The sequence below is a fragment of the Rhodococcus sp. NPDC060176 genome (assembly GCF_042728675.1).
In the GTDB taxonomy this organism is placed as follows: domain Bacteria; phylum Actinomycetota; class Actinomycetes; order Mycobacteriales; family Mycobacteriaceae; genus Rhodococcus_F.
Map to the genome: position 1 here is coordinate 36,671 of NZ_JBHWYS010000001.1, position 24,554 is coordinate 61,224.

At 63.1% G+C, this 24,554-nt stretch carries 21 protein-coding genes; 11 read left to right on the plus strand and 10 right to left on the minus strand.

The window, feature by feature from the left end; translation table 11 throughout:
- Positions 1–20: 20 nt before the first annotated feature.
- The 4 genes from ACFWEM_RS00175 (at position 21) to ACFWEM_RS00190 (ending at position 4,563) form a co-directional block, all read left to right on the plus strand.
- Entirely contained in the window at positions 21–1,196 is a 1,176-nt protein-coding gene (locus ACFWEM_RS00175) for a carbohydrate ABC transporter permease (RefSeq protein WP_378530037.1), read from the plus strand.
- Positions 1,193–2,029 (plus strand): carbohydrate ABC transporter permease, encoded by an 837-nt coding sequence (locus ACFWEM_RS00180; RefSeq protein ID WP_378374740.1) that lies wholly within the window; start codon positions 1,193–1,195, stop codon positions 2,027–2,029. The genes ACFWEM_RS00175 and ACFWEM_RS00180 overlap by 4 nt, the downstream gene beginning before the upstream one ends.
- A gap of 22 nt (positions 2,030–2,051) precedes the next feature.
- A complete protein-coding gene (locus ACFWEM_RS00185; protein WP_378530039.1) occupies positions 2,052–2,261 on the plus strand; it encodes a hypothetical protein in 210 nt (69 codons plus the stop codon).
- Between the two features lie 112 nt (positions 2,262–2,373).
- Positions 2,374–4,563 carry a transglycosylase domain-containing protein gene (locus ACFWEM_RS00190; protein ID WP_378530041.1) on the plus strand — a complete coding sequence of 730 codons (2,190 nt, stop codon included), beginning with the start codon at positions 2,374–2,376 and terminating at the stop codon, positions 4,561–4,563.
- Positions 4,564–4,588: 25 nt separating this feature from the next.
- On the opposite strand, the gene ACFWEM_RS00195 is transcribed toward ACFWEM_RS00190, so the two are convergent.
- Both ACFWEM_RS00195 and ACFWEM_RS00200 read right to left on the minus strand, forming a co-directional pair.
- Positions 4,589–5,887: a hypothetical protein gene (locus tag ACFWEM_RS00195; RefSeq protein ID WP_317553928.1), complete on the minus strand. Its 1,299-nt coding sequence runs from the start codon at positions 5,885–5,887 to the stop codon at positions 4,589–4,591.
- A 141-nt stretch (positions 5,888–6,028) separates the two neighbouring features.
- A complete protein-coding gene (locus ACFWEM_RS00200) occupies positions 6,029–7,087 on the minus strand; it encodes an SDR family oxidoreductase (RefSeq protein ID WP_378530042.1) in 1,059 nt (352 codons plus the stop codon).
- A gap of 91 nt (positions 7,088–7,178) precedes the next feature.
- Between ACFWEM_RS00200 and ACFWEM_RS00205 the strand changes: the two genes are divergently transcribed.
- On the plus strand, positions 7,179–7,490 hold the full coding sequence (locus ACFWEM_RS00205) for a helix-turn-helix transcriptional regulator (RefSeq protein WP_007735219.1): 312 nt from the start codon (positions 7,179–7,181) through the stop codon (positions 7,488–7,490).
- Between the two features lie 150 nt (positions 7,491–7,640).
- A complete protein-coding gene (locus tag ACFWEM_RS00210) occupies positions 7,641–9,032 on the plus strand; it encodes an amidase (protein WP_378530045.1) in 1,392 nt (463 codons plus the stop codon).
- Here ACFWEM_RS00210 and ACFWEM_RS00215 read toward each other — a convergent pair.
- The gene (locus ACFWEM_RS00215; RefSeq protein WP_378530047.1) at positions 9,024–9,755 is read right to left on the minus strand and encodes an MBL fold metallo-hydrolase; all 732 of its coding nucleotides are present in this window, start codon (positions 9,753–9,755) and stop codon (positions 9,024–9,026) included. The genes ACFWEM_RS00210 and ACFWEM_RS00215 overlap by 9 nt on opposite strands.
- Before the next feature lie 115 nt (positions 9,756–9,870).
- Here ACFWEM_RS00215 and ACFWEM_RS00220 point away from each other — a divergent pair, with 115 nt between their 5' ends.
- Entirely contained in the window at positions 9,871–10,416 is a 546-nt protein-coding gene (locus ACFWEM_RS00220; protein WP_378530049.1) for a hypothetical protein, read from the plus strand.
- Here ACFWEM_RS00220 and ACFWEM_RS00225 read toward each other — a convergent pair.
- Genes ACFWEM_RS00225 through ACFWEM_RS00235 form a run of 3 tightly spaced genes read right to left on the minus strand, consistent with a single transcriptional unit; the run spans position 10,384 to position 12,930 of the window.
- Positions 10,384–11,043, minus strand: a complete 660-nt coding sequence (locus ACFWEM_RS00225; protein ID WP_378530051.1) for an enoyl-CoA hydratase-related protein — start codon at positions 11,041–11,043, stop codon at positions 10,384–10,386. The two genes, ACFWEM_RS00220 and ACFWEM_RS00225, sit on opposite strands and share 33 nt — an antisense overlap.
- Positions 11,040–11,699 (minus strand): TetR/AcrR family transcriptional regulator, encoded by a 660-nt coding sequence (locus ACFWEM_RS00230; protein ID WP_378530053.1) that lies wholly within the window; start codon positions 11,697–11,699, stop codon positions 11,040–11,042. The genes ACFWEM_RS00225 and ACFWEM_RS00230 overlap by 4 nt, the downstream gene beginning before the upstream one ends.
- A 43-nt stretch (positions 11,700–11,742) precedes the next feature.
- A complete protein-coding gene (locus tag ACFWEM_RS00235; RefSeq protein WP_378530055.1) occupies positions 11,743–12,930 on the minus strand; it encodes a CaiB/BaiF CoA transferase family protein in 1,188 nt (395 codons plus the stop codon).
- A 299-nt stretch (positions 12,931–13,229) separates the two neighbouring features.
- Between ACFWEM_RS00235 and ACFWEM_RS00240 the strand changes: the two genes are divergently transcribed.
- The 3 genes from ACFWEM_RS00240 to ACFWEM_RS00250 all read left to right on the plus strand — a co-directional run bounded on the left by ACFWEM_RS00240 (position 13,230) and on the right by ACFWEM_RS00250 (position 17,673).
- Positions 13,230–14,345, plus strand: coding sequence for an XdhC family protein (locus tag ACFWEM_RS00240; RefSeq protein ID WP_378530056.1), 1,116 nt, complete (start codon positions 13,230–13,232; stop codon positions 14,343–14,345).
- Between the two features lie 102 nt (positions 14,346–14,447).
- Positions 14,448–16,091: a PucR family transcriptional regulator gene (locus ACFWEM_RS00245; RefSeq protein WP_378530058.1), complete on the plus strand. Its 1,644-nt coding sequence runs from the start codon at positions 14,448–14,450 to the stop codon at positions 16,089–16,091.
- A gap of 148 nt (positions 16,092–16,239) precedes the next feature.
- Positions 16,240–17,673, plus strand: a complete 1,434-nt coding sequence (locus ACFWEM_RS00250) for a uracil-xanthine permease family protein (RefSeq protein WP_003946008.1) — start codon at positions 16,240–16,242, stop codon at positions 17,671–17,673.
- An 87-nt stretch (positions 17,674–17,760) separates the two neighbouring features.
- Here the strand turns inward: ACFWEM_RS00250 and ACFWEM_RS00255 are convergent, their stop codons facing one another.
- The 4 genes from ACFWEM_RS00255 to upp all read right to left on the minus strand — a co-directional run bounded on the left by ACFWEM_RS00255 (position 17,761) and on the right by upp (position 23,197).
- A complete protein-coding gene (locus tag ACFWEM_RS00255; protein ID WP_378530060.1) occupies positions 17,761–19,272 on the minus strand; it encodes a carboxyl transferase domain-containing protein in 1,512 nt (503 codons plus the stop codon).
- Positions 19,269–20,495, minus strand: coding sequence for a CaiB/BaiF CoA transferase family protein (locus tag ACFWEM_RS00260; protein ID WP_378530062.1), 1,227 nt, complete (start codon positions 20,493–20,495; stop codon positions 19,269–19,271). The genes ACFWEM_RS00255 and ACFWEM_RS00260 overlap by 4 nt, the downstream gene beginning before the upstream one ends.
- A 289-nt stretch (positions 20,496–20,784) precedes the next feature.
- Positions 20,785–22,482: a PucR family transcriptional regulator gene (locus ACFWEM_RS00265; protein ID WP_378448506.1), complete on the minus strand. Its 1,698-nt coding sequence runs from the start codon at positions 22,480–22,482 to the stop codon at positions 20,785–20,787.
- A 91-nt stretch (positions 22,483–22,573) separates the two neighbouring features.
- Entirely contained in the window at positions 22,574–23,197 is a 624-nt protein-coding gene (gene upp, locus ACFWEM_RS00270) for a uracil phosphoribosyltransferase (RefSeq protein ID WP_378530064.1), read from the minus strand.
- 223 nt (positions 23,198–23,420) lie between these two features.
- Here upp and ACFWEM_RS00275 point away from each other — a divergent pair, with 223 nt between their 5' ends.
- On the plus strand, positions 23,421–24,530 hold the full coding sequence (locus tag ACFWEM_RS00275; RefSeq protein WP_378530066.1) for a ring-opening amidohydrolase: 1,110 nt from the start codon (positions 23,421–23,423) through the stop codon (positions 24,528–24,530).
- Positions 24,531–24,554: the final 24 nt, after the last annotated feature.

Sequence of the window (24,554 nt, forward strand, 5' to 3'; positions counted from 1 at the left end):
TCTACCAGGAGCAATAAGCAATGGCAGAACCGCAGGATCCTTCCGCGGCTGTGCCTACCAACCCCGCGGTCGGGGCCGGTTCAACCGGTCCCGACCGTTCGGGCGTTGGTGGGAGACACCGTGCACCGGAACCGCTAGAAGAGCCGTCGGCATCCGAGGCAGCAGGGACATCCCTGACCAAGGTTCTGCCTGACCTTGCAGCTACTCCACCTCCACCGACCTCGCCCCCGCCTGCGTCGGCCGACAAGCCGAAGAAGCGTCGACGAGTTCCCGTGTGGGCGTTCGTCGCACCGTCGCTGATCGTTCTCGCCGTCATCATTCTGTATCCGCTCGGACGAGCGATCTGGATGTCGATGCACAGCGACGGCAAGAAGCTCGACCCCGAGACCGGCATGTTCGTCACCGGTCAGTTCACGTGGTTCGACAACTACAAGAACTGGATCACCCAGTCCTGCAACACCGCCAACGGCTCGATTCCCTGCCCGCCCGGCACACTCGGATCGCAGTTCTGGCAGTCGATCGGAAATACGTTCGGCTTCACCGTCGTCACCGTCCTGCTCGAGACGGTGATCGGTCTGTCGATGGCGCTGATCATGGCCAAGACGTTCCGCGGACGCGGTTTGCTCCGCGCCTCCGTGCTGATTCCCTGGGCCATCCCCACCGCCGTCACCGCGAAGCTCTGGTTCTTCATCTTCGCCAACGACGGCATCGCCAACAAGATTCTCGGCACCAACATCCTGTGGACGGCCGATCCCTGGCCGGCACGATTCGCGATCGTCGTCGCCGACGTCTGGAAGACGGCGCCCTTCATGGCGTTGCTGATCCTCGCGGGTCTGCAGATGATTCCCGCCGACGTCTACGAGGCCGCCAAGGTCGACGGCGCGACGGCGTGGCAGCGTTTCCGCATGATCACGCTCCCGCTGGTCAAGCCCGCCCTCATGGTGGCGGTGCTCTTCCGCACGATGGACGCTCTGCGGATGTACGACCTGCCCGCGATCATGATGGGATCCAACCCGGCCACCTCCACCATCTCGGTGCTGGTGGTCGATCAGATGCGCGTCGGCGCCAATTCGGCGTCGGCACTGTCCACCATCACGTTCCTCATCATCTTCGCTGTGGCCTTCATCCTGGTCAGATTCCTCGGAGCCAATGCGGTCAGCACGCAGGAAAAGCAGCGGAAGGGGGAGCCGGTATGAACAAGGCACTACGCGGCAAGATCGGCACCTACATCGGCGTCGTACTGATCATCGTGTGGGGACTCGCTCCCTGCTACTGGATGATCGTGACGGCGCTGCGCGACCCGGCGGACACGTTCTCGACGTCGCTGTGGCCCACCAATCTCACGCTCTCCAACTTCACCGCGGCGCTCGATCCCGACGCCAAGGTGAACTTCACCCGTGCACTGATGAACAGCCTCGTCATCGCGGGTGCGACCACGCTGATCGCCTTGGTCATCGGCGTGTTCACGGCGTACGCGCTCTCGCGTTTCGATTTCCGTGGCAAATACTTCGTCACCGGAATCATCCTCGGCGCGTCCATGTTTCCGGTCGTCGCACTTGTGACTCCGCTGTTCCAGTTGTTCACCGACATCGGCTGGATCGGCAGCTACAAAGCGTTGATCATCCCGAACATCTCGTTCGTGCTGCCGCTGACGGTCTACACGCTGACGTCGTTCTTCTCCGAACTCCCGTGGGAACTCGAAGAGGCGGCGCGTATCGACGGCGCAACCCGTGGCCAGGCCTTCCGCCTGATCATGCTGCCGCTCGCCGCGCCGGCACTGTTCACCACCGCGATCCTCGCCTTCATCGCAACGGTCAACGAGTACCTGCTCTCGCTCCAACTCTCGAGTGACAAGACCGCGCCCGTCACGGTGGCGATGGCCAAGTTCTCCGGAACGGACCCATTCGTCACGCCGTACACCTCGATCATGGCCGGCGGCACCCTCGTGATGGTCCCGCTGGTCATCATGGTTCTCATCTTCCAGCGACGCATCATCGCCGGTCTGACCGCAGGCGGCGTCAAGTCGTGATGCGCGCCTGCGCGCGGTTCACATGAGGCGGGCTTCGCGCGCCCAGCGCATGGAGCTGATCGCCGGCTTCATCTCGGTCTTCGCCCTCATGGCGTTGATCGGCGCTGTGGTCGCGATCGCCAAGGGTGACCCCGGCGTGATGCCGTCTTTGGTGCTGCTCGGTTGCGTCGTCGCTCTCGGGCTGGCGTTCCGCGGATACCGGAACGCGGTCCGAGCAGAACGTCGCGAGTAGCCAGCCCGGTAGGGTGACATTTCGGTATCGCAGTTGCCGGGAGTTATCTGATCGAGATATCACCCTGGTGGAATGGTGCCGGTAAGTCCGGATCCACGACCGGGAGTGTTGAGTGAGTCCATCGAACAGATCGAGTGCGACGGGTGGCGATCAGTCGTCGGCTCGATCGGGCAAGTCGGCTAATTCGCCCCGGTCAAGCAAGTCGGCCAAGCCCGCGAAGAAGCAGCGCTCGAAGTGGCGGTACGTCCGGCGGACCATCTACGTTCTCGTGCTCCTGATGGTCATCGTGCCCGCGTCGGTTTTTGCTGTCGCGTACAGCCGGACCGACGTCCCGCGCCCCTCTGACATGCAGACCAATCAGGTGTCCACCATTTACATGGCCGACGGCACGACCGTGCTGGGCAAAGTGGTGCCGGCGGAAGGAAACCGGACCGAGGTCGCGTTGTCGGCCATCCCGATTCACGTCCGCGATTCGGTGCTCTCGGCGGAGGATCGCAATTTCTACACCAACCCCGGCTTCTCGATCTCCGGATTTGCTCGCGCTGCCCGCGACAACGTGATGGGCAAGGAAAGCGCCGGCGGTGGCTCGACGATCACACAGCAATACGTGAAGAACGTGTTGGTGGGCGACAAGCGCAGTATCGACCGAAAGCTGCGTGAGCTCGTCATCTCCGCGAAGATGGCGCGCGAGTGGTCCAAGGACGACATCCTTGCCGCGTATCTCAACACCATCTACTTCGGCCGCGGTGCGTACGGCATCGCCGCCGCGTCAAACGCGTACTTCGACAAGCCGGTCAGTGAGCTGAGCGTCGAGGAAGGCGCTGTTCTTGCCTCCGTCATCCAGAGCCCGTCGTTCCTGGACCCCGAGACCAATCTGTCCGCGCTGCAAGCACGCTGGGACTACGTTCTCAACGGCATGGTCGAACTGGGCAGCCTGACCAAGACGGATCGCGACGCGATGCAGTTCCCGGCCGTCGCCCCCGCCAATCGGCCGACCGATCTGAACCAGGCGCCAGGACCCGAAGGCCACATCAAGACCCAGGTACTCAAGGAACTGGCCGAGGCGGGTATCAGCGATCAGACGTTGAACACCGCTGGCCTGCAGATCACGACGACCATCGACCCGGTTGCGCAGGAAGCTGCGCTGAACGCGGTCAAGCGGAATCTCGAAGGCGAGCCGGAAGACCTGCGGACCGCTGTTGTGTCGATCGACCCCAAGACCGGGGGCGTCGACGCCTATTACGGCGGTGACGACGGAGCCGGCTTCGACTACGCCCAGGCGCCGTTGCAGACCGGTTCAGCGTTCAAGGTCTTCGGCCTGGTCGCGGCGTTGATGGAAGATATTCCGCTGTCCGCACGGTTCGACAGTTCACCGCTCACGATCAACGGTGTGACGATCGGAAACGTCGGCGGCGAATCCTGTGGTCGATGCACCATCGCCGAGGCACTCAAGCGCTCGCTGAACACCAGCTTCTACCGGTTGATGCTCTCGATGGAGAACGGTCCCCAGAAGATCGCCGACGCCGCTCACCTGGCCGGACTACCCGAACACATTCCCGGACTCGACTACCCGACGCTCACGCAAGAGGGTGGTCCGCCGGAGAACGGAATCGTGCTCGGCCAGTATCAGTCTCGCGTCATCGACATGGCGTCCGCGTATGCGACGCTCGCCAACTCAGGCGTGTACCAGCAGCCGCACTTCATCCAGAAGGTCGTGACGGCTGAAGGTGAAGTCCTGCTCGATCGCCCGGTGTCTCCCGGTGAGCGTCGTCTCGATGCTGCCGTTGCCGACAACGTCACGCAGGCGATGATGCCGATCGCGTCGTACTCGAACGGTCACGCGCTTGCCGGTGGACGCCCGTCTGCCGCCAAGACCGGTACCGCGCAGCTCGGTGACACGGGCCAGAACAAGGATGCGTGGATGGTCGGGTACACGCCGTCGCTGTCCACCGCGGTGTGGATCGGAACCTCCGACGCGCAAGCCATCACCAACTCCTACGGTGGTTTGATCTACGGCTCCGGAGTGCCTGCCGATATTTGGAAGAGCACGATGGACGGCGCGCTGAAGGGTTCCGACTGGGAGAGCTTCCCGTGGCCGGACCCCATCGGTGGTCAGGCTGGTGTTCCCGCCAACTCCGGCGTGACCTCGGGTGACGGGACGGGTACGCCCACGACGGGCGCGGCCGCTCCCCCGGCACCCATCGAGATTCCGGGCTTACCCCCGATCGAAGTGCCGCCGCTCCCCCAGTTGCCGCGTCAGATCGAGATCCTGCCTGGCATCGTCATTCCGCTACCGGGCTGACAAGCTGCGCTCGATTTTCCGGCTTTCAGGCCTGATCGTCGAAGAGGCCGAGTTGCGTCGGCGCTGCATCCTTGGCGGGAAGTACGACGACGCGCAGTCCGCGCCTGAGATTGCGGATCGCGTGCGTCCACGCGCGCTTCTCGCCCGCACACAGGTCGGTGTCGTCGTCCTTGCGTCGGATGGACTCGGTCAACGCCTCGTGCCACGCCGTCTCCTGCTCCTGACTGATCCGCAGGTAGTCGAGAATGGTGTCGCGGTCGTGTTCACAGATCACGGCAACTTCTTCGGCGCTGAGCTCGCCCGTTCCGTCCGCGTCGAGTTCGAGGAGCGCCATGAGTGCCGGGGGAAATTCGTGGCACTCGTGTGACTCGTATTCGGCACCGGGATCTTCGTGCTCGGAGGCCATACCGTCGTTGAAGGCAGTGTCTCCGGTTGCGCGGATAGGTTGCCCGCCCAGTTCTTCGGCGAGTTCGTCCGAAGCTTCGGCCAATTCGGCGAACGAGCGCAGAGCCCGGAGGAGGTGCTCGGCGACGAAGGGTGCACCGTCCACGCGGACCACGCCGAGCACACTCTGCTCGACGAGAATGAGCTTGATGGTCGGCCACTGCCGATTGAGCTGTGCAAGAACAACAGCAGCGTTGTCGAGGTTCTCGACCGAATGCACGACCCGCGAGAACACCTCCACGTACTCGTCGTCTTCGAGGACGCGCACATAGGTGACCTGCTCACCCCGGACCAATGGGATGTCGCCGTCGTCGTCACGCTTGGGCGGATGACCGAGAAGGCGTTCGACGGCCCCGTCGACGAGGATCCGCAGCATGTCGCCCGAACCCGAGGGCGCGTGCGACGGCGTCGTGGCGAAGGCAGGCGTCGACTCGCGTCCACTGGTGCTGGCACGTAGGAACGACGGGTGAGCGATGCTCCACATCTCGCGGAAGACGCGCAGCACCTTCGTCACCAATTCCTCGGGATGAGCGCGGTCGACGTCGATGTAGAAGGACATGGACCCATTGCCCTCGGGCTCGTGCTCGCACAGGTCGGGAGCGTTGAACCCCATGTCGAGCAACGCGGAGTGGTCTTCCGGTTCGAGCATCCGCAGTGGATGCAGAAACCTGTTGGAAGGAACTTCGCAGCGCACGGAGGTCTGGTTCCATGCGAAGAACTGGATGCACGCGGGTGCGTCGGCCAGTTCGTCCATGCTGTCGTAATGCGATTCCACCACGAGGGTGTCGTCGTCCTCCATCACGGAGATGTAGCGAGCGAGATGAGTTTCGAAAGTAGTCCAGGCACTCAGGATTTCCAGATCGAAAGTATTGTCCGACATCGTCGCTCCTCTGGTCCGGGGGGCGCATGGGGCCCTACCGACGACTCGCCGAAACCCCTGCTTTTCAAACCCCGCCTACGACGTTAGTCGTGGGGTCCGACAGTGACAGTGTTCGTAGGATCCGAGTGGCCGTGTTTTCAGTCAGGGGATTATCTTCCGAGCTTGCAGATTGGCGAAGATGTCCAGGAACATCGCTTCGGTGTCGACGTGGCAATGGAATCCGAACCGCCGAGCTTTGGATCCGTCGGCGAAAAAGTCGTAGTCCCATCCGAATACGAAGTCACCGAACCCCCAGGACGAGACATCGGAATACGGGGTCCGAGCAAGCTGATGCTCCTCGACGAGTTCATCCCAGACCGATTCCTTGTCTGCCATTGCGACATCGAGCGACATCGGGAGCGGAGGTGCGACGTCCATGTCGAAGAATGCGGCGATTTTCGGCCACATCTCCTGCCAGCGGAACAGGTCGCCGTTGTTGATGTTGAACGCCTGATTTGCGCACTCGGGATTGGTCGCGGCCCAGACCGTCGCTTCGGCCAGGAGTCCGGCGTCGGTCATCTCGATCAAGCTGGTGTACGCGCCGGGTTTACCGGGGAATCGGAGTGGGACACCCAGTTTCTTCGAGATGGTCGCGTAGACGGCGATGACCATCGCGAGGTTCATCGGGTTACCCAATGCGAATCCGGAGACGACGGAGGGTCTGATCGCCGACCACGTCCATGCCTTGCCGAGCTGCCTGCGTTCGAGGAACTGCTGTTGGTCGACGTTGAACTCGGGTGGCATGTGCGGGGGATCGCTCTCGCGGGCCGGAGTTTTGAACGGTCCGAGATGTGCCCCGTAAACCTTGTAGCCCTGCATCAGGCTGACGTGCTCGAGTCCGCCCGCAACGGGTTCGATGGCATCGAGAGTGTTGACCAGCATCGCCAAGTTGGGCGGAACCAGCTCGGCCCATGTCGGGCGGTCTTGATAGGCGGCGTAGAAGACTTGAGTGACGTCGCCCAGTCCGCTCAGTGCCGCTGCAGTCCGGTAAGGATCGAGCAGGTCGACTGCGATGTGTTCGACCCGGTCGGTATCCGTACCGCCTCGCCGCGAGAGTCCGATGATCTTCCATTCTCCGGTCGACTCGAGGTGATCGATCAAGTTCCCACCGATCACGCCTCGGGCTCCGACCACGAGTGCCACTTTGTCGTGCTGCACCATTTCAGCCTCCCATTGGTATATCGCGATGTTGCGATATAGGAAGTGAACCACACATATCGGCATTTCGCGATCTAGCGGTATGCTCACGAACATGGAAGACGCAACAACCGAGTGGGAAACGGCGTTCAAGGCGCTGGCCAACCCGATGCGTGTGCAAATCCTGCAGTGGTTGAAAGACCCCGGGAGCTTTCCCCCTCAGCTCGAGCCTGCTGAGGAGGTCGGAGTGTGCCTCAAGCACATTCAAGCGAGGGCGAAGGTGTCGCAATCGACGGCGTCTCAGTACATGGCCGCACTCCAGGCCGCGGATCTGGTGACCACCACACGAATCGGTCAGTGGCGGCATTACAAACGAAACGAGCAACAGATCGAGAAGCTTGCTGCATTCATCAGGCAGGGTTTGTAGGTACCAGCACCTGACCGATCCCTCCGGGGCCGCCAACGTTGTGGCAAAACCTCACATCGCCGGCGCCGTCGGTATGTGCATTGTGGTCGTTTCTCGGGTTGCTCGTTGTCCTTACGCTCGGCAGAGGGTACTGGCAAGGAGAGGCGTGCGATGAGTCGTGAGAGCTGGGTGGGCCGTGATGCCCGATCCATCGCCGAGGCCGTGCGGTCGGGTCAGGTGTCGGCGCGGACCGTCGTCGAAGAACATCTCGCACGGGTCGACGAATGCAATGTCGAACTCAACGCACTGGTCACCGTGTGCGCCGAGGAGGCTCGCACGGCCGCGGATGCCCTGGACGAACGACGCCTTCTCGGTGAGACACTCGGCCCCCTTGCCGGGGTTCCGTTCACGGTCAAGGACCTGATCGCCACTGCCGGCGTGCGCACCACCGCGGGTTCTCGCACTCTGGCGGACAACGTCCCGGCCGTCGACGCCCCGGCCGTTGCAGCGTTCAAGGCTGCCGGTGCAATTCTGATCGGCAAGACCAACACCCCGGAATTCGGCGCGTGCGGCCTGACTCGAAACGAATTGTTCGGAACCACGGCCAGCCCGGTGCGACCGGACGGCGTCGTCCGCTCGCCCGGTGGATCGAGTGGCGGCGAGTCCGCGTCGGTTGCTGCCGGAATGAGCGTGCTCGGACTCGGTACGGATTTTGGTGGTTCGGTGCGTTGGCCCGCCCACTGCACCGGGCTCACTTCCGTTCGCCCGACGCTCGGACGTGTCGATCCGGAAGGTCAGTATCCAGGCGTGCTTTCGGGTGGACGGTTGCTCGCCAACCCTGTGGCGATGCACGGCACGATCCAGACCGTCGGCCCACTGGCCCGCAACCTCGGTGATGCGACGCTTGCGCTGCGCGTTCTGTCGATGCCGCATCTCGCGTGGATCGAGCCTGATTCGGTCGACGTCGACGACCTCGACATCCGCTGGGCCCCCGGCGAGGGAACGATGCCCGTCGACGAAGACATCCTGGCGGCGGTTCGGTCGGTTGCGATCAGTCTGGACGCGAGCGAGTACGACGGTCTGGCTCTGCCGCGGGCCAACGCGCTTTTCGGTGCGTTGCGATCGGTCGAGACTCACGCGGACATCCACGCTCTCACCGAAGGTTCAGCGCACTCTTTCGACGCGGACATCACCGCCATGCTTGCGGCAGGCCATGATCGGAGCTCCGCCGAGGTGGAAGCGCTGTGGGCGGATCGCGCGGTGTTGATCAGCGAATTCCTCGGCGAAATGGGCGACGTTCTGCTTCTGCCGGTTGCGTCGGTGCTCGCTCCGCCGCTCGGTGTGGAGAGCTTCGAGGTGGGCGGTCGCGAACTCACATGGATGGACGCGCTCGCGAGTTGCCGGGCGATCAGTGTGCTCGGCCTCCCGTCGGTCGTGGTTCCGGTAGGGCTCTCCCCCAACGGGTTACCGATCGGGGTGCAGGTGGTGGCGAGACCGTTCCGCGAGCATGTCGCGCTGTCCGTCGCGGCGCGAATCACGTCGGACGTGCAGGCTCTAGTCTGATTTCCATCTTTCGGTTTCGGCCGCGAAACGTGCAGCGTACGAGTCGGCCAGATCGTGAAGCGTGGTGACGCAGTCGCCGTAGTACGTCGGTGCGTGCATGGTGGCCAGAATCCGCGGCTCGAGGTCGGCCAGGGCGCGGATCGTGGGTTCGAGATCCGGGGTGAGGCAGGTGGCGTGGCCCAAGTCCTCGGCTTCCAAAGCGGGACCGACGATTTCGTGCTCGGTGGTCGCAGGGTGGTGCCCGAATGCGGTGAAGAGATCTCCGCAGAACAGCGTGGACGTCGTCTCCTCGAATATCAGGCCCGCATCCCAGCCGTGCGGGACGTGTGGGGTGTCGATGTGCCGAACTCGGCGGCTCCCGGTTTCGAGTACATCGCCGTCCTGCAAAGGAAGTGGTGCCCGATCAGCGAGGTCGTTGACCTGAACGAAGCACCCCATCGCACCGTGTGCAACTTGCGCTTCGGGGGCCGCCGCAAGCCAGGAGTTCATGGATCCGCACTCGTCTGCCTCGACGTGACCGAACGTGATCCATTTCAGGCGGTCGATGTCGATCAGCGTGGAGAGTGCGTCGGAAGCCGAGGTGAACAACGCTCGCTGCCCGGTGTGGAAGAGCAGGGGTTCCTCGCCGTCGACGAGAAACTGGTTCATCGTGAGGTTCGCTTCGTCCACAAACGTCGACAGTCGGTAGATGTCCGGCGCGATTTCGGTGATCGTGGTGGTCATCGCTGTGCTCCGATCAGGGCTGTTGTGCACGTCAATCTGTCTTCTCCAGCCTTCTCGCCGCCCCGCGCCTGCACAAGGTTCTGGACGTGCTTACGGCTCTGGAATAGTGGAGGACGTGTTCGTACTACTGCTGACAGGCCCGCCGGGCGCGGGGAAGAGTTCCGTGCTGACCGCGCTTCACGATCGACTCGGCGAGGCCGGGGTGAGCAACGCGATGATCGAGGTGGACGAACTCGAGCGGTGCTGTCCGCCGCTGGGGACCGAACGGGCAATCGCACACGTCGGGATGCTGTGCGCGTCGTACCGGGAAGCGGGGTACGAACTCCTGTTCCTCACGGCTACCGTCGAAGACGACGACTACGGGCGCGCCCTGCTGGCCGCGACCGGCGCCGAGGGGCACCTGCTGGCGCGCCTCGAGGCCGATCCGGATACATTGCGTACCAGAATCATCGAGCGTGAACCGGCCGGCTGGGCCGGGTTGGACGAGTTGGTGGAGGCGTCACAACTGCTGGCCGGTTCGATGCCGACGCTCAGTGGGGTCGACGTGGTTCTGAGCACCGAAGGCCGCGATCCCGAGAGTGTTGCCGACGATCTGGAAGCGGCTCTGCGAGAACACAGTCCGTCGCTTCTAGCCGTCGGTGTTCAGAGCGGTGACCACTGAAGCGAACATCGTCGACTTGATTGCCCCCAGTGTGCCCGCATTCTTCGGGCCGATCGGTGCAACCATTTCGATGGCCTTGGCGGTCAAAGCGTCGACGGATGCGGTGAAGTCCACCAAACCGGCTGCGAATGCGTCACTTCCGCCGTATCGCCGCCCCGTGGTCATGGCGACGATTGCCGACGCCGGGCTGAGTTTGGCCTGGATGAGTGCTGCCATTCCTTCGGTGAAGGGGATGTTGATGTCAACCTCTGGGAAACAGTAGTAGCCGCGATCGTCGCGCATGACGCGGTAATCGTGCGCGATGCCGAGCATTGCGCCCGCTCCGAAGGCATGGCCGTTGATCGCAGCGACGGTGGGCATGGGGAATGTCAGTGTCCGAGAGAACAGTGACTGCACTTGCTGCACATACCAATTCGCCTTGTCGCTGTTCGCACCCAGCCAGTCGAGGTCGAGTCCGTTGGAGTAGAACTTGCCTGTCGCCGTGGTGACCAGGGCATGTGCACCTTCGCTCAGAGCCTGGTCGAGTAGCTTGTCGACGGAATCGAGCCAATCCGGGGAGAAACGATTTTCGTCCTCGCCGAGATCGAGAACTGCGATCTTGTCTTCGAAGCGAAGAGTTGCGGTCATGATTGGCCTTTCCTGTTGCGGGACTTTGGGAGTGGTGGGTCGAGACGCAGAACCGCTCGAACGGCGGCATCCAGCCGCGCGCGTGCTGCTGCGTCGGGGACTCGCCAACCGTCGGCACGTTTGGCCGGGTGAATGAGTAATCCGGTAGGCAGGCCGACAACACAGGCCTCGATTGCCTCGACGGCTCGGCCGTCCTTGCGGCCCCAGAGCGCGGTCGACAACCGGATGAACAACTCGACCAGAGACCGGTCGAGTTGTGTGAGTTGCTCGGCGATGTCGGCAGGGACGTCGGTGCCGAGCAGTTCGTCGCGCTGGATCGTCAACAGCAGCAGCGCGGATTGTGGGTAGTCGAGCGCGAAGACGGCCGGAACTTCGGCGGCTGCGACGACGGCGGAAACCGCCGAAGTCGGCGACGGGTCCGCGAGAGCGTCGTCCACTCTCGATTGTTGAAGCGCGAGAAATCGTCGCGCAGCACGCAGCCACGCGCTACCGACCAGTCCACTGCGAGAGCCGAATGCGTGGTAGATCGCCCCGTTGGACACGCCGGTGGCGTCGGAGACTGCCCGGACCGTGACAGCACTCGGCCCGGCAGTGGCGGCAAGTTTTTCGGCAGCGTCGAGCAGCGTGTCGAGGTCGTGGACGCGTGGCCGAGGCATGAACGCACAGTAACAGAGCGTCTGCTCTGTTACTAGTGTGCGGTCAGATCACCGAATGCGCGCGAAGGTCTTCGATCTCCTCCGGGCGCAGGCCGAAGTCGGTGAGTACGTCGTCGGCGTCACCGCCGAGAGCCATGGGTGGTGCATTCCTGACGGGAAGAGTCTTGCCGTCCACCCAGAACGGCCCGCGGACAACGGGAATCGACGTCCCGTCGGCGCTGTGTGTCTGCGCGACCATCTGCAATGCCTCGACCTGCGGGTCGGAGAACACCTGATCGATCGAATGGATCGGGCCGCAGGGAATTCCGGCACCGCGTATCTCGGTGATCCACTGCGCCGCACCCTTGGTGGTCAGTAGGTCCTCGAGTTCTTTGGTCAGTTGGTCTCGGTGCGCCAAACGTTCTTTACCCGTGGCATATTCGGCACGGAAGGCGAGGTCGGGGTCGCCGAGTACCGAGCACAGTGCGATCCAGTGCTTGTCCGAGCCGGTGGCGATGTTGATCGGGAAGTCTGCGGTGTCGAAAGCGCCGTACGGCGTGATCGTCGGGTGCGTATTGCCGTTCGGCGTCGCAACGCGTCCGGTGCTCAGGTAGTCCTGCGCCTGGAAGGTCATGATCGAGATCGCGGATTCCAGCAGCGAGGTCTGCACGCGGTGCCCTCGACCGTCGCGACCGCGAGAGGCCAGCGCCGCCGTGATCCCCAACGCTGCATAGATGCCCGAGACAGTGTCGATGATGGGGATACCGACTCTCATCGGAGTCTGATCCCCGGCGCCGGTGACCGACATCAGCCCGGACATCCCCTGGGCCACCTGATCGAGTCCGGGCGCGAACTGGTCCGGGCCCACCGGGCCGAAACCACTGATGCTCATCACGACGAGCCCCGGATTCTCCTGCTCGAGCGAATCGGGATCGAGCCCCATGTCGGCCAGCACTCCCGGACGGAAGTTCTCGACCAGCACGTCTGCGTCGAGGGCCAGGCTGCGAAGCAGTTTCCGCCCGCGGTCACTGCGCATGTCGATGGCGATCGACCGTTTGCCGCGGTTCACGGACGCGAAGTAGAGGCTCCGATCGCCGTCGAACGGCGGCCACTGACGCGAACTGTCGCCGGAGCCACGGGTTTCGACCTTGACCACGTCGGCGCCGAAGTCGGAGAGTAGTGACGTGCACAGAGGCCCCGCGAGAGCACGGGTGAGGTCGAGAACTTTGATACCGCTGAGCAATTGGTCCATGGGAGAAACCTCGGTTCTGTGGTGTGCAACGTCGCCCACTCGATCCGTCGGCACCATCTGCGTGAGTTACGGCTGCAGTGATCGTCGGAGAGGGGAAGAATGAAGGTCAGGCCTGCTTTCGGCTGGGCTCGGTGACAACACTGGTCGAGAGCGCAATGTGATGCGACGGCGACATTGCACAACTGCAGGGCTCGGATTTAGGCGCATTGTGTGACAGGAAGGATTGCGGTGGGCCGATACCGTGAACTCTCTACAGACGGCAATCTCTACTGACGGCAATGCAAGCGGGAGGCGAGGCGATGCGCGACATTTCCACTCAGCTGGCGCAGTGGCGCGCCCGCGGCGAGGATTTTGCACTGGCGACGGTTGTCCGTACCTGGCGATCCTCACCGCGCATGCCCGGTGCTTCGATGGCTGTCTCACGCTCCGGTGAGGTGGTCGGCAGCGTCTCTGGCGGGTGCATCGAGAGTGCCCTGTACGAGATCGCCCAGGAGGTTCTCGCCGACGGCACCAGCCGCGTCGAGGTCTTCAGCGTCTCCGACGACGACGCCATCGGAGTGGGTCTGACCTGCGGCGGAACCATCGAAGTGTTCGTCCAGGCGGTCGGAGCAGGTTTCGCCGAGTTCGGTCAGGTCTGTGAACGGATCGAGGCGGATACGCCCGTCGTCATGGTCACCGAAGTGCGTCCGGGTGCACCGGCGCGGCACCTGGTCGTCGAGCAGGGCCGACGCAGCGGGGATCTGGATGCCACGGAGGAAGAAGTCTCCGTCCTGCTGCGCACGATGGAGACCGGTGAGTCCGTAGCTTTTGTCTCGCCGGCGGGAACTCTCATCGATTCACAGCACGACCTGCTGGTCGAGATCTTCGCGCCACTACCGCGGATGTACGTGTTCGGGGCCATCGACTTCGCGGCCTCGATGTGTACGTTGGGCGCCTTTGCGGGTTATCGCGTGACCGTCGTGGACGCACGGCCGGTCTTCGCGACACGGGCGCGCTTCCCCGACGCCCACGATCTGGTCGTCATGTGGCCACACAAGTTCCTCGAAACCGCACCGATCGACAACAAAACCGTCCTGGCCGTGCTCACGCACGACGAGAAGTTCGACATCCCCCTGCTCGAGATCGCGCTGCGTTCGCCGGCTGCGTACGTCGGCGCGATGGGAAGTCGTGCGACGCATGAGCGTCGGGTGGCGCTGTTGAAGGAGCGAGGTGTCACCGACGCCGAGTTGGGGCGTCTGCACTCACCGATCGGGTTGGACCTCGGCGCCAGGACTCCAGAGGAGACTGCAGTGTCGATCCTGGCCGAGATGACCAAGACCCTTCGCAATGCCTCCGGTTTGGAACTGCGGGATCTGCAGGGGCCGATCCACCCGCCACCTCAGGAGAATCCGACCGCCCTGCATCGAACGGCCTGAGTCGACCGCGCTGAATTCGGACATCTTGTGTTCGGTGGGGATAGGATCGTTTCTTTCGTGAACCATCTTCCGTGATCCGAATGAAATCGAGGTGCCTGCCAAGTGGCAAACCCGGCCGTACCGGCATCCGAGGTGAATGCTGTTCTCTCCGAACTTCTTCGAACCCCGCTCCTTCCTGGTGCTCGAAAGGTTTCCGGCGGTTCCGAAGACCCGACGGTTGCGCGGGTGGGATTCATGGCGGTTCCGGACATCGGGCCGTGGCTACGACGCGGGCAGTTGCTGATCACCACCCCGGAAACCCTCGCCCGGGTCACCGAACCCTTCAAAGCATTCGTCGGACGTTTGTCGACGCGCGGAGTTGCAGCCCTTGCCGTCCAATTCAGTGCCGACGGGGACACTCTCGCACCGGAACTGGTCGACGCAGCCGACAGTGCCGACTTTCCGCTTCTGGTTTTTCACGGCCCATGCGATCACCCCGCGGCGCGGGATCGTGAGCAGACGGAGTCGGCGCAGATCGACGCCATGTTCGGGGCCGAGCGGTTGCGGCGGCTCCTGGTCGACGTCGTGATGGGCGGCGGCGGACTCCCACAGTTGACCGAAGTCATCGCGCGCGAGATGAAGGGCGCGGCTCTGGTCACCACCTCGGACGGACGCGAGATCTGCCGCGCCGGGGACGCCGCGGAGCGCAAGCATCTGTCAGCCTGCCCGGCCGTCGATTCCACCGGTCGTCTGCGGACCGACACCGTCGAGGGCGGGTTGGGTCTGCACGAGTTCGACGGCCAATTCATCGCGGTGTCCGCGATTTCCGCCAATCACATCGACCACGGGCGTCTCGCGTTGTTCACCGGTGAGCGTGTGATGACCAGTTACGACCAGTACCTGGTCGAGCGGGCCGCGTCGGTGTGTGCGTTGGTCATCACCCGCGAACAAGCCGTGGCGTCGGTGGAAGAACGCCATCGTGCCAACTTCGTTCACGACCTGCTCCTCGGCCGTGCCGGGGACCACGATCACGTTGTCTCCCATGCCAAGACATTCGGTTGGGACTTCGACCGCCCGCTGGTGATCGTCTCGATCGAGCCGGACCCGATCGACGAACCGGCCTCTGCGGCACCCGCTCGGCTGCCCGTCGTCGATCGCCAGGCGATGGCGTTCTCCGGGGCGATCGCCCACCGCGATCCCGGTGCGGCGGTGACCGCGCTGACGGGCGAGACGGTGATCGTGATGGGTGTCGGCACCGACACGATGGCATTGGTGCGGGACCTCGTCACGGTCGTTCGCGGCGAAGGTGGCGGCGGGAGAAGGCCGTTCAGTGTCGGGGTGTCCCGGCCGACGGCTGCGATCGAAGCCGTCCCTGCGCTCTACAGCCAGGCGCGCACCGCACTGACCGTCGGCCGGCGGATTTCCGGTCCGTGGACGGTGACTCAGTTCGACGATCTGGGCGTGTACAGACTGCTCAGTCTGGTCGAGGACGAAAACGAGCTCGAGACGTTCGCCCGCGAGACGCTGCGGGAACTGACGGAGGAAACTGCCGAAGCGCAGGACATGCGCAAGACATTGGAAGTCTTGCTCGCGACCAACATCAACATTGCCGAGACGGCGCGCAAGCTCCACTTCCATTACAACACACTGCGTTACAGGGTTGTTAAGCTGGAGAAAATGCTGGGACCCTTCACGGCGCAACCCGAACTCCGGCTGGATCTGTCTCTAGCACTGAAGATAACCGCGATGCGCGGCATCAATCACTAATATTGCCAATCCGGGTCGGTGGGTTCTGGCAGATTGTCATCACGTCGATACCCCCGCGCTGTAATAGCGTTTCACTCCAGTCACGGTGTTTTGTGAGCTGGAGCACACTCAGCGTTCGGACACCTTCCTCTGCACGAAAGGTCCCATCATGCCGATTTGGACGTTGCACGGAGATGGAAAGAACATCAAACCGGGTGAAGTGGTCGCTCCCGGCGAGCGGCTCAGCTGGGGAAGAACCATCGGGCTGGGCAGCCAGCACGTGGTGTCGATGTTCGGCGCGACGTTCGTGTTCCCGATCATCATGGGCCTCAATCCTCAACTAGCCGTGATGATGTCGGGTTTCTGTACGCTCTTCTTCCTGCTGGTGGTCAAGGGACGCATTCCCAGCTACCTCGGAACGTCGGCGGCCTTTGTCGGTGGTATCGCCGCCATTCGAGCCCAGGGCGGAACGTCCGCAGAGGTGACCGGCGCGATCCTGGTGTCCGGACTCGTCCTGGCGGCCATCGGTATCGCGATCCACTTCCTCGGCGGCCGGGTCGTGTTCAAGGTTCTTCCGCCAGTGGTGACCGGCGCGGTGGTGATGCTGATCGGATTCAACTTGGCACCCGTCGTCGCGGGGCTGTACTGGCCGCAGGACCAGTGGGTGGCCCTGATCGTCATGGTGGCCCTGATCGTCATGAGTATCGCGCTACGAGGCTTCATGGCGCGCATCGCCATCTTCCTGGCGCTGATCTTCGGCTACGTCCTCTCCTGGATCCTCGACCGGGTCTCGGGGACGATCACCTCCTACGACGCAGGCACCGGTCAGATCACCGAGCACTTCCGCGTCAACTGGGATTCGGTGCAGTCGGCGTCGTGGTTCGGCCTTCCCCCGTTCTCGGACGAGGCCAACGGAATCGTCGGCATCCACGCTCCGTCGTTCAGCCTCACGTTCATCATCCTGGTCCTTCCGGGTGTCATCGCGTTGATCGCGGAGAACGCGGGCCACGTCAAGGCCGTGGCCGAGATGACCGGGGACGACCTCGACCCGTACATGGGACGTGCGCTCGCCGGTGACGGTTTCGCCACCGCTATCGCCAGCAGCGTCGGCGGTTCGCCCACGACGACGTACGCCGAGAACATCGGTGTCATGGCAGCGACCCGTGTGTACTCCACCGCCGCCTACGCGGTTGCCGGCATCGTCGCCATGATGCTCGGCTTCTCCCCCAAGTTCGGTGCCGTCATCTCGGCGACGCCCGGCGGTGTTCTCGGCGGAATCACCGTGGTGCTCTACGGCATGATCGGTCTGCTCGGCGCCAAGATCTGGAAGGAGAACGGCGTCGACTTCGGCAATCCGCTCAACCTCATGCCGATCGCGGCCGGCCTCATCATCGGTATCGGCGACACGGCTCTGAAGTTCAGTGACACGTTCTCGCTCAGCGGGATCGCGCTCGGCACCATCGTCGTGATCGGGATGTACCACCTGTGCCAGTTCATCGGTTCGAAGAACCCGGAACTGAATGCGAAGAATCCGGAACCGAACAAGCCGGATTCGAAGACTCCCGGCGGCGATCGGGAGGAACCCGCCAAGCAGCTCACGTGACGCTTGGCTGAGTGTGCTCGATCGACGAAGGCCGGACATCCTCCGCGGAGGATGTCCGGCCTTTCCGGTGTTCTGGGTACTGATCGATCAGACGGAGGTACTGGCTTCGACCAGGCCGATACGGTCGATGCGTTCGGTGCGGGTGTTGAGCCGTTCAGTCGCATCGGTAGCACTGAGCAGGCTCAGCTCGTAGTGCAGTACCGCTCCGACGCGAGTGCAGAAGGCGGCGGATTCGTCCGCGGCATCGGGAAATTCGGGGATGACCCGATCGACGATGCCGCCCGCGAGCAGATCGAAGGACCTGATCCCTTGACTGGCTGCCATGTCCGGCGCGTGCGTGACGTCGTGGAACATGATCGCGCTCGCACCTTCGGGAGGTAAGGGCGAGAGCCAACCGTGGCGGGCCGCCAGCACTCGATCGGCCGGAATCAGTGCCAGGGCGCCGCCGCCCGTGCCCTGCCCGAGCAGGAGGGAAATGGTGGGGACCTCGAGTGAAATCATGTCGGCTATGCACCGAGCGATCTCGCCCGCCAGTCCGCCTTCTTCGGCCTCCTTCGACAGTGCCGCGCCCGCTGTGTCGATGATCGTCACCAGCGGCAGGTCGAGTTCTGCGGCCAGCCGCATACCTCGCCGAGCCTCCCGCAGAGCGCCGGGGCCGAGTGGGGAGTGAGGAGTCTGCCCGCGACGGTCCTGTCCGAGAAGGACACAGGGCATGTCGCCGAAGCGGACGAGTGCGAGCATGATGCCGGGGTCGTTCTCGCCTTGGCCGGTTCCGTTGAGCGGGAGCATGTCCGAAGCGGAATTGAGCAGCACTTCACGAATCCCAGGTCGGTCTTCGCGTCGGGATGCGACGACGGATTCCCACGCCGACGTATCAGGTGGGCAGTCGTACGAGCACGGGTCACTGGGCAGTGAGTACCCACGACGCGCCCCGGTGATGATGCGCAATGCGCGTTCGACGATCTCGGCGAGTTGGTCTGGCGGCCTCACTGCATCGATGAGTCCGTGCTCGTGAAGGTTTTCCGCTGTCTGGACACCGGCCGGGAAAGGTGAGTTGTACAAGGCCTCGAACACTCGGGGACCGAGGAATCCGACGAGGGCTCCCGGTTCCGCGATCGTCACGTGACCGAGTGAACCCCAGGACGCGAATACGCCTCCGGTGGTGGGGTTTCGGAGATAGACGATGTAGGGCAGGTGCGCTTCTTTGTGCTTGATGAGCGCCGCGGTGATCTTGACCATCTGCAAAAACGCCGTCGTCCCCTCCTGCATACGCGTTCCCCCGGACGTGGGAAGCGCAAGAAGGGGCAGCTGCTCTTGCGTGGCTCGACGGATGGCGACGACGAGGCGTTCGCCCGCCGCCACGCCGATCGATCCGCCGAGAAAGCCGAACTCGCATAAGATGATTGCCACACGGCGGCCTCTGACGGAGGTGCTTCCGGTCAGGACGGACTCGTCGAGTCCGGTCTTCTCCTGGGCCCGCAGAAGTGCTTCGGCGTAATCGGAGTCGGTCGCGACGGGAATCGGAGGGGTATCCCACGATTCCCAGGTGCCGGCATCGATTACCAGGTCGAGCAAGTCGCGAGCCGTCAGGCGGTTCATCGGGTGAATCCTTGTAGCCACGACATGACTTCGTCAGTGTCTTCACCGAGTACCGGCGGTGCCGTGTGGCGGGTCTCCGTCACTTCGGTTCCGTCCGGTTCGAAGAATCGCAGCGGCGGGCCGGGCAGAGTGATCTTGCCGAGCGTGCTGTGGTCGACATCGACGAGCAATCCCTGTGATCGGGTCTGCTCCCATTCGTACACCTCGGAGATCGTCCGAACCCGTCCTGCCGGTATTCCGATGCGGTCGAGTTCGGTCAGAAGCTCGTCACGTGAGTACGGTTTGAAGGTACGTTCGATCAATTCGACTACCTGGAAATGATTTTCGACGCGTTCGGCGTTTGTTGCCATACCTGGGGCGTCAGGATCTAGGTCGAACCCTTCGCAGAATCTTCTCCACAGGCTCTCGCTGCCGACCGAGATCTGCACTGCGCCATCGCCGGTACGAAAGAGTCCGTACGGTGCGATGGAGGGATGGTGGTTGCCTTGCGCTGTGCCTACCTCGCCGGCGACGGTCCACTTCGTTCCTTGAAACGCGTGAACACCGACCACGCTGGCCAAGAGCGACGTTCGGACAACGCGGCCTCTCCCCGTCTGCTCGCGTTCCTTCAAGGCTGCGACGACGCCGAAGGCCCCGTACATCCCGGCGAGAAGATCGGCGATCGGAACTCCGACCCTTTGGACGTCGTCCGGATTCGATCCGGTGAGCGACATGAGTCCGGCTTCCCCCTGGGCGATCTGGTCGTAGCCGGCGCGACCGCCTTCCGGACCGTCGTGGCCGAAACCGCTGATGGACAGGACGATCAGTCGAGGATTGAGTTCGGCCAGCCGCTCGGTGGAGAATCCGAGTCGATCGAGAACTCCGGTGCGGAAGTTCTCCATGAGAACGTCGGCGCGGCAGACGAGATCTTCGAGGGTCGCACGCCCACTGTCGGATTTGAGATCGAGCGTGATCGACTTCTTGTTCCGGTTCGTGGACAGAAAATACGTCGATTCCCGTTGTGTGTTCGGTGGTTCCAACGGGGGGTCGACAAAAGGCGGCCCCCACCCACGGGTGTCGTCGCCGCCGTGAGGTGATTCGATCTTGATCACGTCGGCACCCAGATCGCCGAGCATCATTGCCGCGTGAGGACCCGCGAGTGCGCGCGTGAGGTCGACGACTATCACGTCGTGTAACGGACCACTACGAGCACTTGTGTTGTGAGGCTTCGAAGTCGAGTTCATGTCGCACCGCCGTGTTCTGGTGTAATTGGCTGAGCCAGTTGGTGGTTGAGGCCTCCGTAGTTCGGTCGACTCCGGTCCGCTGGACCGAGAAACCGGCCAGGGCCACTGAAGGAGGTATGTGCGGCCCGTCTTTCGAACCGTAAGCGGGCGCCGGTGAACGGCACATGGGTAACCTTGCCGACGACGGGTGTCAGTGGTGGGTAAGAAGTGACGAACGCTCACCGGGCGGCGCGATTGCGGTTGTGTCGAACCGTTATCGGGACGTTCTGTCAGCTCATATCGTGCGAAGTCATGACATTTCGTGCATCTTCATGACCTGCAGGGCGAGTGAGACGTTCAATCGAAGGACGGGGTCGTCGGTGAACGATCCGACGACGCTCTCCAGCTTTCCGATTCTGTATCGCAAAGTGTTGTAATGCATATGCAGTGCCCGGGACGCTTCGGCGACATTACAATTGCAGTCGAGCAGAGTCTGGAGTGTAAGACGCAAGTCCGCGGCTTCGGCGTTGTCCGCCGCCAGCGACTTCAGAACGTCATCGGTGAACGAGCGCAGTTCGCTCTTGTCTGTCTGAAGCGAGAGGAGTCGGTGTACGCCGAGTTCGTCGAAGTGCGCTATCCGCCCCGGCCCGTTGATGCGTCGGCCGACGACTACGGCTGTGCAGGCTTGGTCGTAGGCAGCAGGAAGGTCGGCCAGGGAGTAGATCACCCGGCTCACTCCCGTGCTGAAGGAGCGGCGGCCGCTGGTGCGATCTCCGGCAACCTTGCGAACCAACCCTTCGATGTCCCGAACCGCACGGTCGGTGCTGGTCGGGAAAAGCGTGACCACCTCGTGTCGGAACCCGACGGACGGTGCCGTCCGCTCGTGGGTACGCACCACTTGTTGCCAGCCGTCACTAAGTCGATCCTGGTCCGTGCGAGTGGAATTCGCGTGCTGGGATTCCGGGTGGTCGACGTCGAGTTCTGCAACCACAACGGCAAGGGGGCGAGTAACGTCCCACCCCAACTGGGTGAAGTGCGCGCTTACTTCCGCCGGCGAGCCGGCTTCGCCTATCAGTGCGTCGCGGAGAAAGTCGCCGCGGAACTTGGATTCCACTGCCGCAACTGCCAACTGCTTGGTGACGGCCAGAGCAGCAACGGTGGCCGCTCGCTCCAACGCTTGTACGACTACGGCGCCGAGTTCGTGGGTACCGGCGTACGCCACCATTCGGCCGTGGTCGGTGCCGCCGGCCACCACTCGGGTGAGCGCCAACTGACCGGGAAATCCCTTGGGCGCGTTCTGTAAACCGACAGCGACCCGCTCGGTCAGGAACCGGCCGGTGCTTTCGAACAACGGAAGCGCGTTCAGCGCGGCTGAATCCCCGGCCTCGGTCAATACCCTTCCGTCCGGCGAGCAGATCAGAACGCTGACGTCGAAAAGCGCGGCGAATTCTGCGGCAATCTGAGGTAGATCGCCACCTTCCAGGACGATCGACGTCAACGAGCGGTGTAGTCGATCGGCAATGTCGAGTGCCGCGGACTGCTTCGCCACCAACTTGGTGAAGACCTCCGAAATCACCTCGTCGAATCCTGCGGTGACGGGAAGAACCAACAGCGGCAGGCCTCGCTGCTCTGCCATGTGCAGCATCGCCTCGGGCAGTTCGTCGAGATAACGGCCCGTTTTCACGGCAAGTGCCGCGACTCCTCGGCGTGCAAGGCCGTCGACGAGGTCACTGAGATCTGTGTCGTCGAGAAGCTCTCCGGTCCGCCCGTAGCGCAGCGGGAACCCGGTTGTCACCAACAACTCGTTGGGCTTCACCCAAGCCAGGATGTCTGGAACTTCCATCACGTTCACCGACTGGACGAGGTGCCGCAAGCCCCCGTGCCCGGCAAGGACTTCGGCTCCACGCAGACTGGGCAGCTCGAGGACATCCCGAACCGTCAGTCTGTAGTCGCCACCTTCTGGCAAATGTTGAAGCTCTTCGCTCGAATATTTGGCAGATCTATCCATGTCGCGAGACTACGCTCGATCGCACAGTGAACATTGTCAACAGTTGACGAAAATACTCTCTCGGAATGAGTGGTCTCCGTATGTCTGGCGACTATCTTGGTCCGAATTGGCGATCGCCGGCGTCTCCGAGTCCAGGTACCAGGAACGCATTTTCGTTCAGGCCGTCGTCGATGCTCGCGGTGAGGAGCCGGACCGGATGTCCGGAGTTCTTCAACGCTTCGATCCCTTCCGGAGCCACGACGACGCAAATTGCAGTCACGTCGGTTGCCCCGCGCGCAACGAGCAGATCGATTGTGCGGACGATGGATCCACCAGTTGCCAACATCGGATCGAGGACGTAGACGGGGGTGCCCGACAAATCAGCGGGCAGGGACTCCAGATACGGAACCGGCTGGTGTGTCTTCTCGTCTCGCGCCATTCCCACGAAACCGACTCCTGCCTGCGGAATGAGGGCGCTCGCTTGTTCGACCATGCCGAGGCCGGCACGCAAGACCGGTACCAGGAGCGGCGGATTCGCCAGTCGCACTCCCTGCGTCGGAGCAACTGGCGTCTCGAAGTCGAATCGTTCCACTTCTGCGCCGCGCGTGGCCTCGTAGACCAACATGTGCGTCAGTCTGCGCAGGGCGGACCGAAATGTTGCGTTGTCGCTGCGAGCGTCGCGCATGGTCGTGAGCAGAGATGCCGCCAGCGGATGGTCGACAACAGTGGTGTCCATGGTCGAATCGTAAGTGAGAACCGATGGGGCGGCGCACAACCGGTGAATCGGAGTCGAAATAACCAATCACGGTTTTCGTTTGGGCAAGTATTGACGATGCCGAAGGGTTCGAGTCGTCATAGCGTGGTCGGCATGGCAGTTCCGAACCGCTCGGCTGGACTGGGCGCCGGGAACTGTCAAGGCCCAATTTTGCCTCCACGATTCCCTATACAAGGAGATGCCAATGCCCGAAGCAATCGAGGTCCGTAAGGTTCCGCTCCACAGCGTCTCCGACGCCAGCGAGCTCGCCAAGCTGATCGACGACGGTGTCCTCGAGGCCGACCGCGTCATTGCAGTCATCGGCAAAACCGAGGGTAACGGCGGCGTCAACGACTACACGCGCATCATCGCGGACCGAGCGTTTCGAGAGGTTCTCTCCGCCAAGGGCAATCGCAGCCTCGACGAGGTGGCGCAGGTCCCGATCGTCTGGTCCGGTGGTACGGACGGCGTGATCAGCCCGCACGCGACGATCTTCGCGACGGTACCGGCAGACAAGGTCACCAAGACCGACGAGCCGCGACTGACCGTGGGTGTCGCCATGAGTGAGCAACTGCTGCCCGAGGACATCGGCCGTACGGCCATGATCACCAAAGTAGCTGCGGCAGTGAAAGATGCGATGGCCAATGCCGGCATCACCGATCCCGCCGACGTGCACTACGTACAGACCAAGACTCCGTTGCTGACCATCCACACCATCCGTGACGCCAAAAGTCGCGGCAAGACGGTGTGGACCGAACAGACTCATGAGTCGATGGACCTGTCCAACGGCGGAACGGCTCTGGGAATCGCGGTTGCGCTCGGCGAAATCGACATGCCGACCGACGAGGATGTCATGCACAGCCGCGAACTCTTCTCCTCTGTCGCATCCTGCTCGTCCGGCGTCGAGTTGGACCGCGCGCAGATCGTCGTCGTCGGTAACGCACGTGGCGTCGGCGGACGCTACCGGATCGGCCACAGCGTGATGAAGGATCCGCTCGACCAGGACGGCATCTGGGCGGCGATCCGTGACGCCGGACTCGAACTTCCGGAGCGGCCGCACTCGAGCGACCTGGACGGTCAACTCGTCAACGTGTTCTTGAAGTGCGAGGCCAGTCAGGACGGAACGGTCCGTGGCCGTCGTAATGCGATGCTCGACGACTCCGACGTGCACTGGCACCGCCAGATCAAGTCGTGTGTCGGCGGAGTCACGGCAGCTGTCACCGGCGATCCGGCAGTGTTCGTCTCGGTATCGGCAGCGCATCAGGGTCCCGAGGGCGGCGGCCCAGTCGCTGCCATCGTCGACCTCGGTCAGTAGTAGGCAAGAACCTCGCTGGAAACC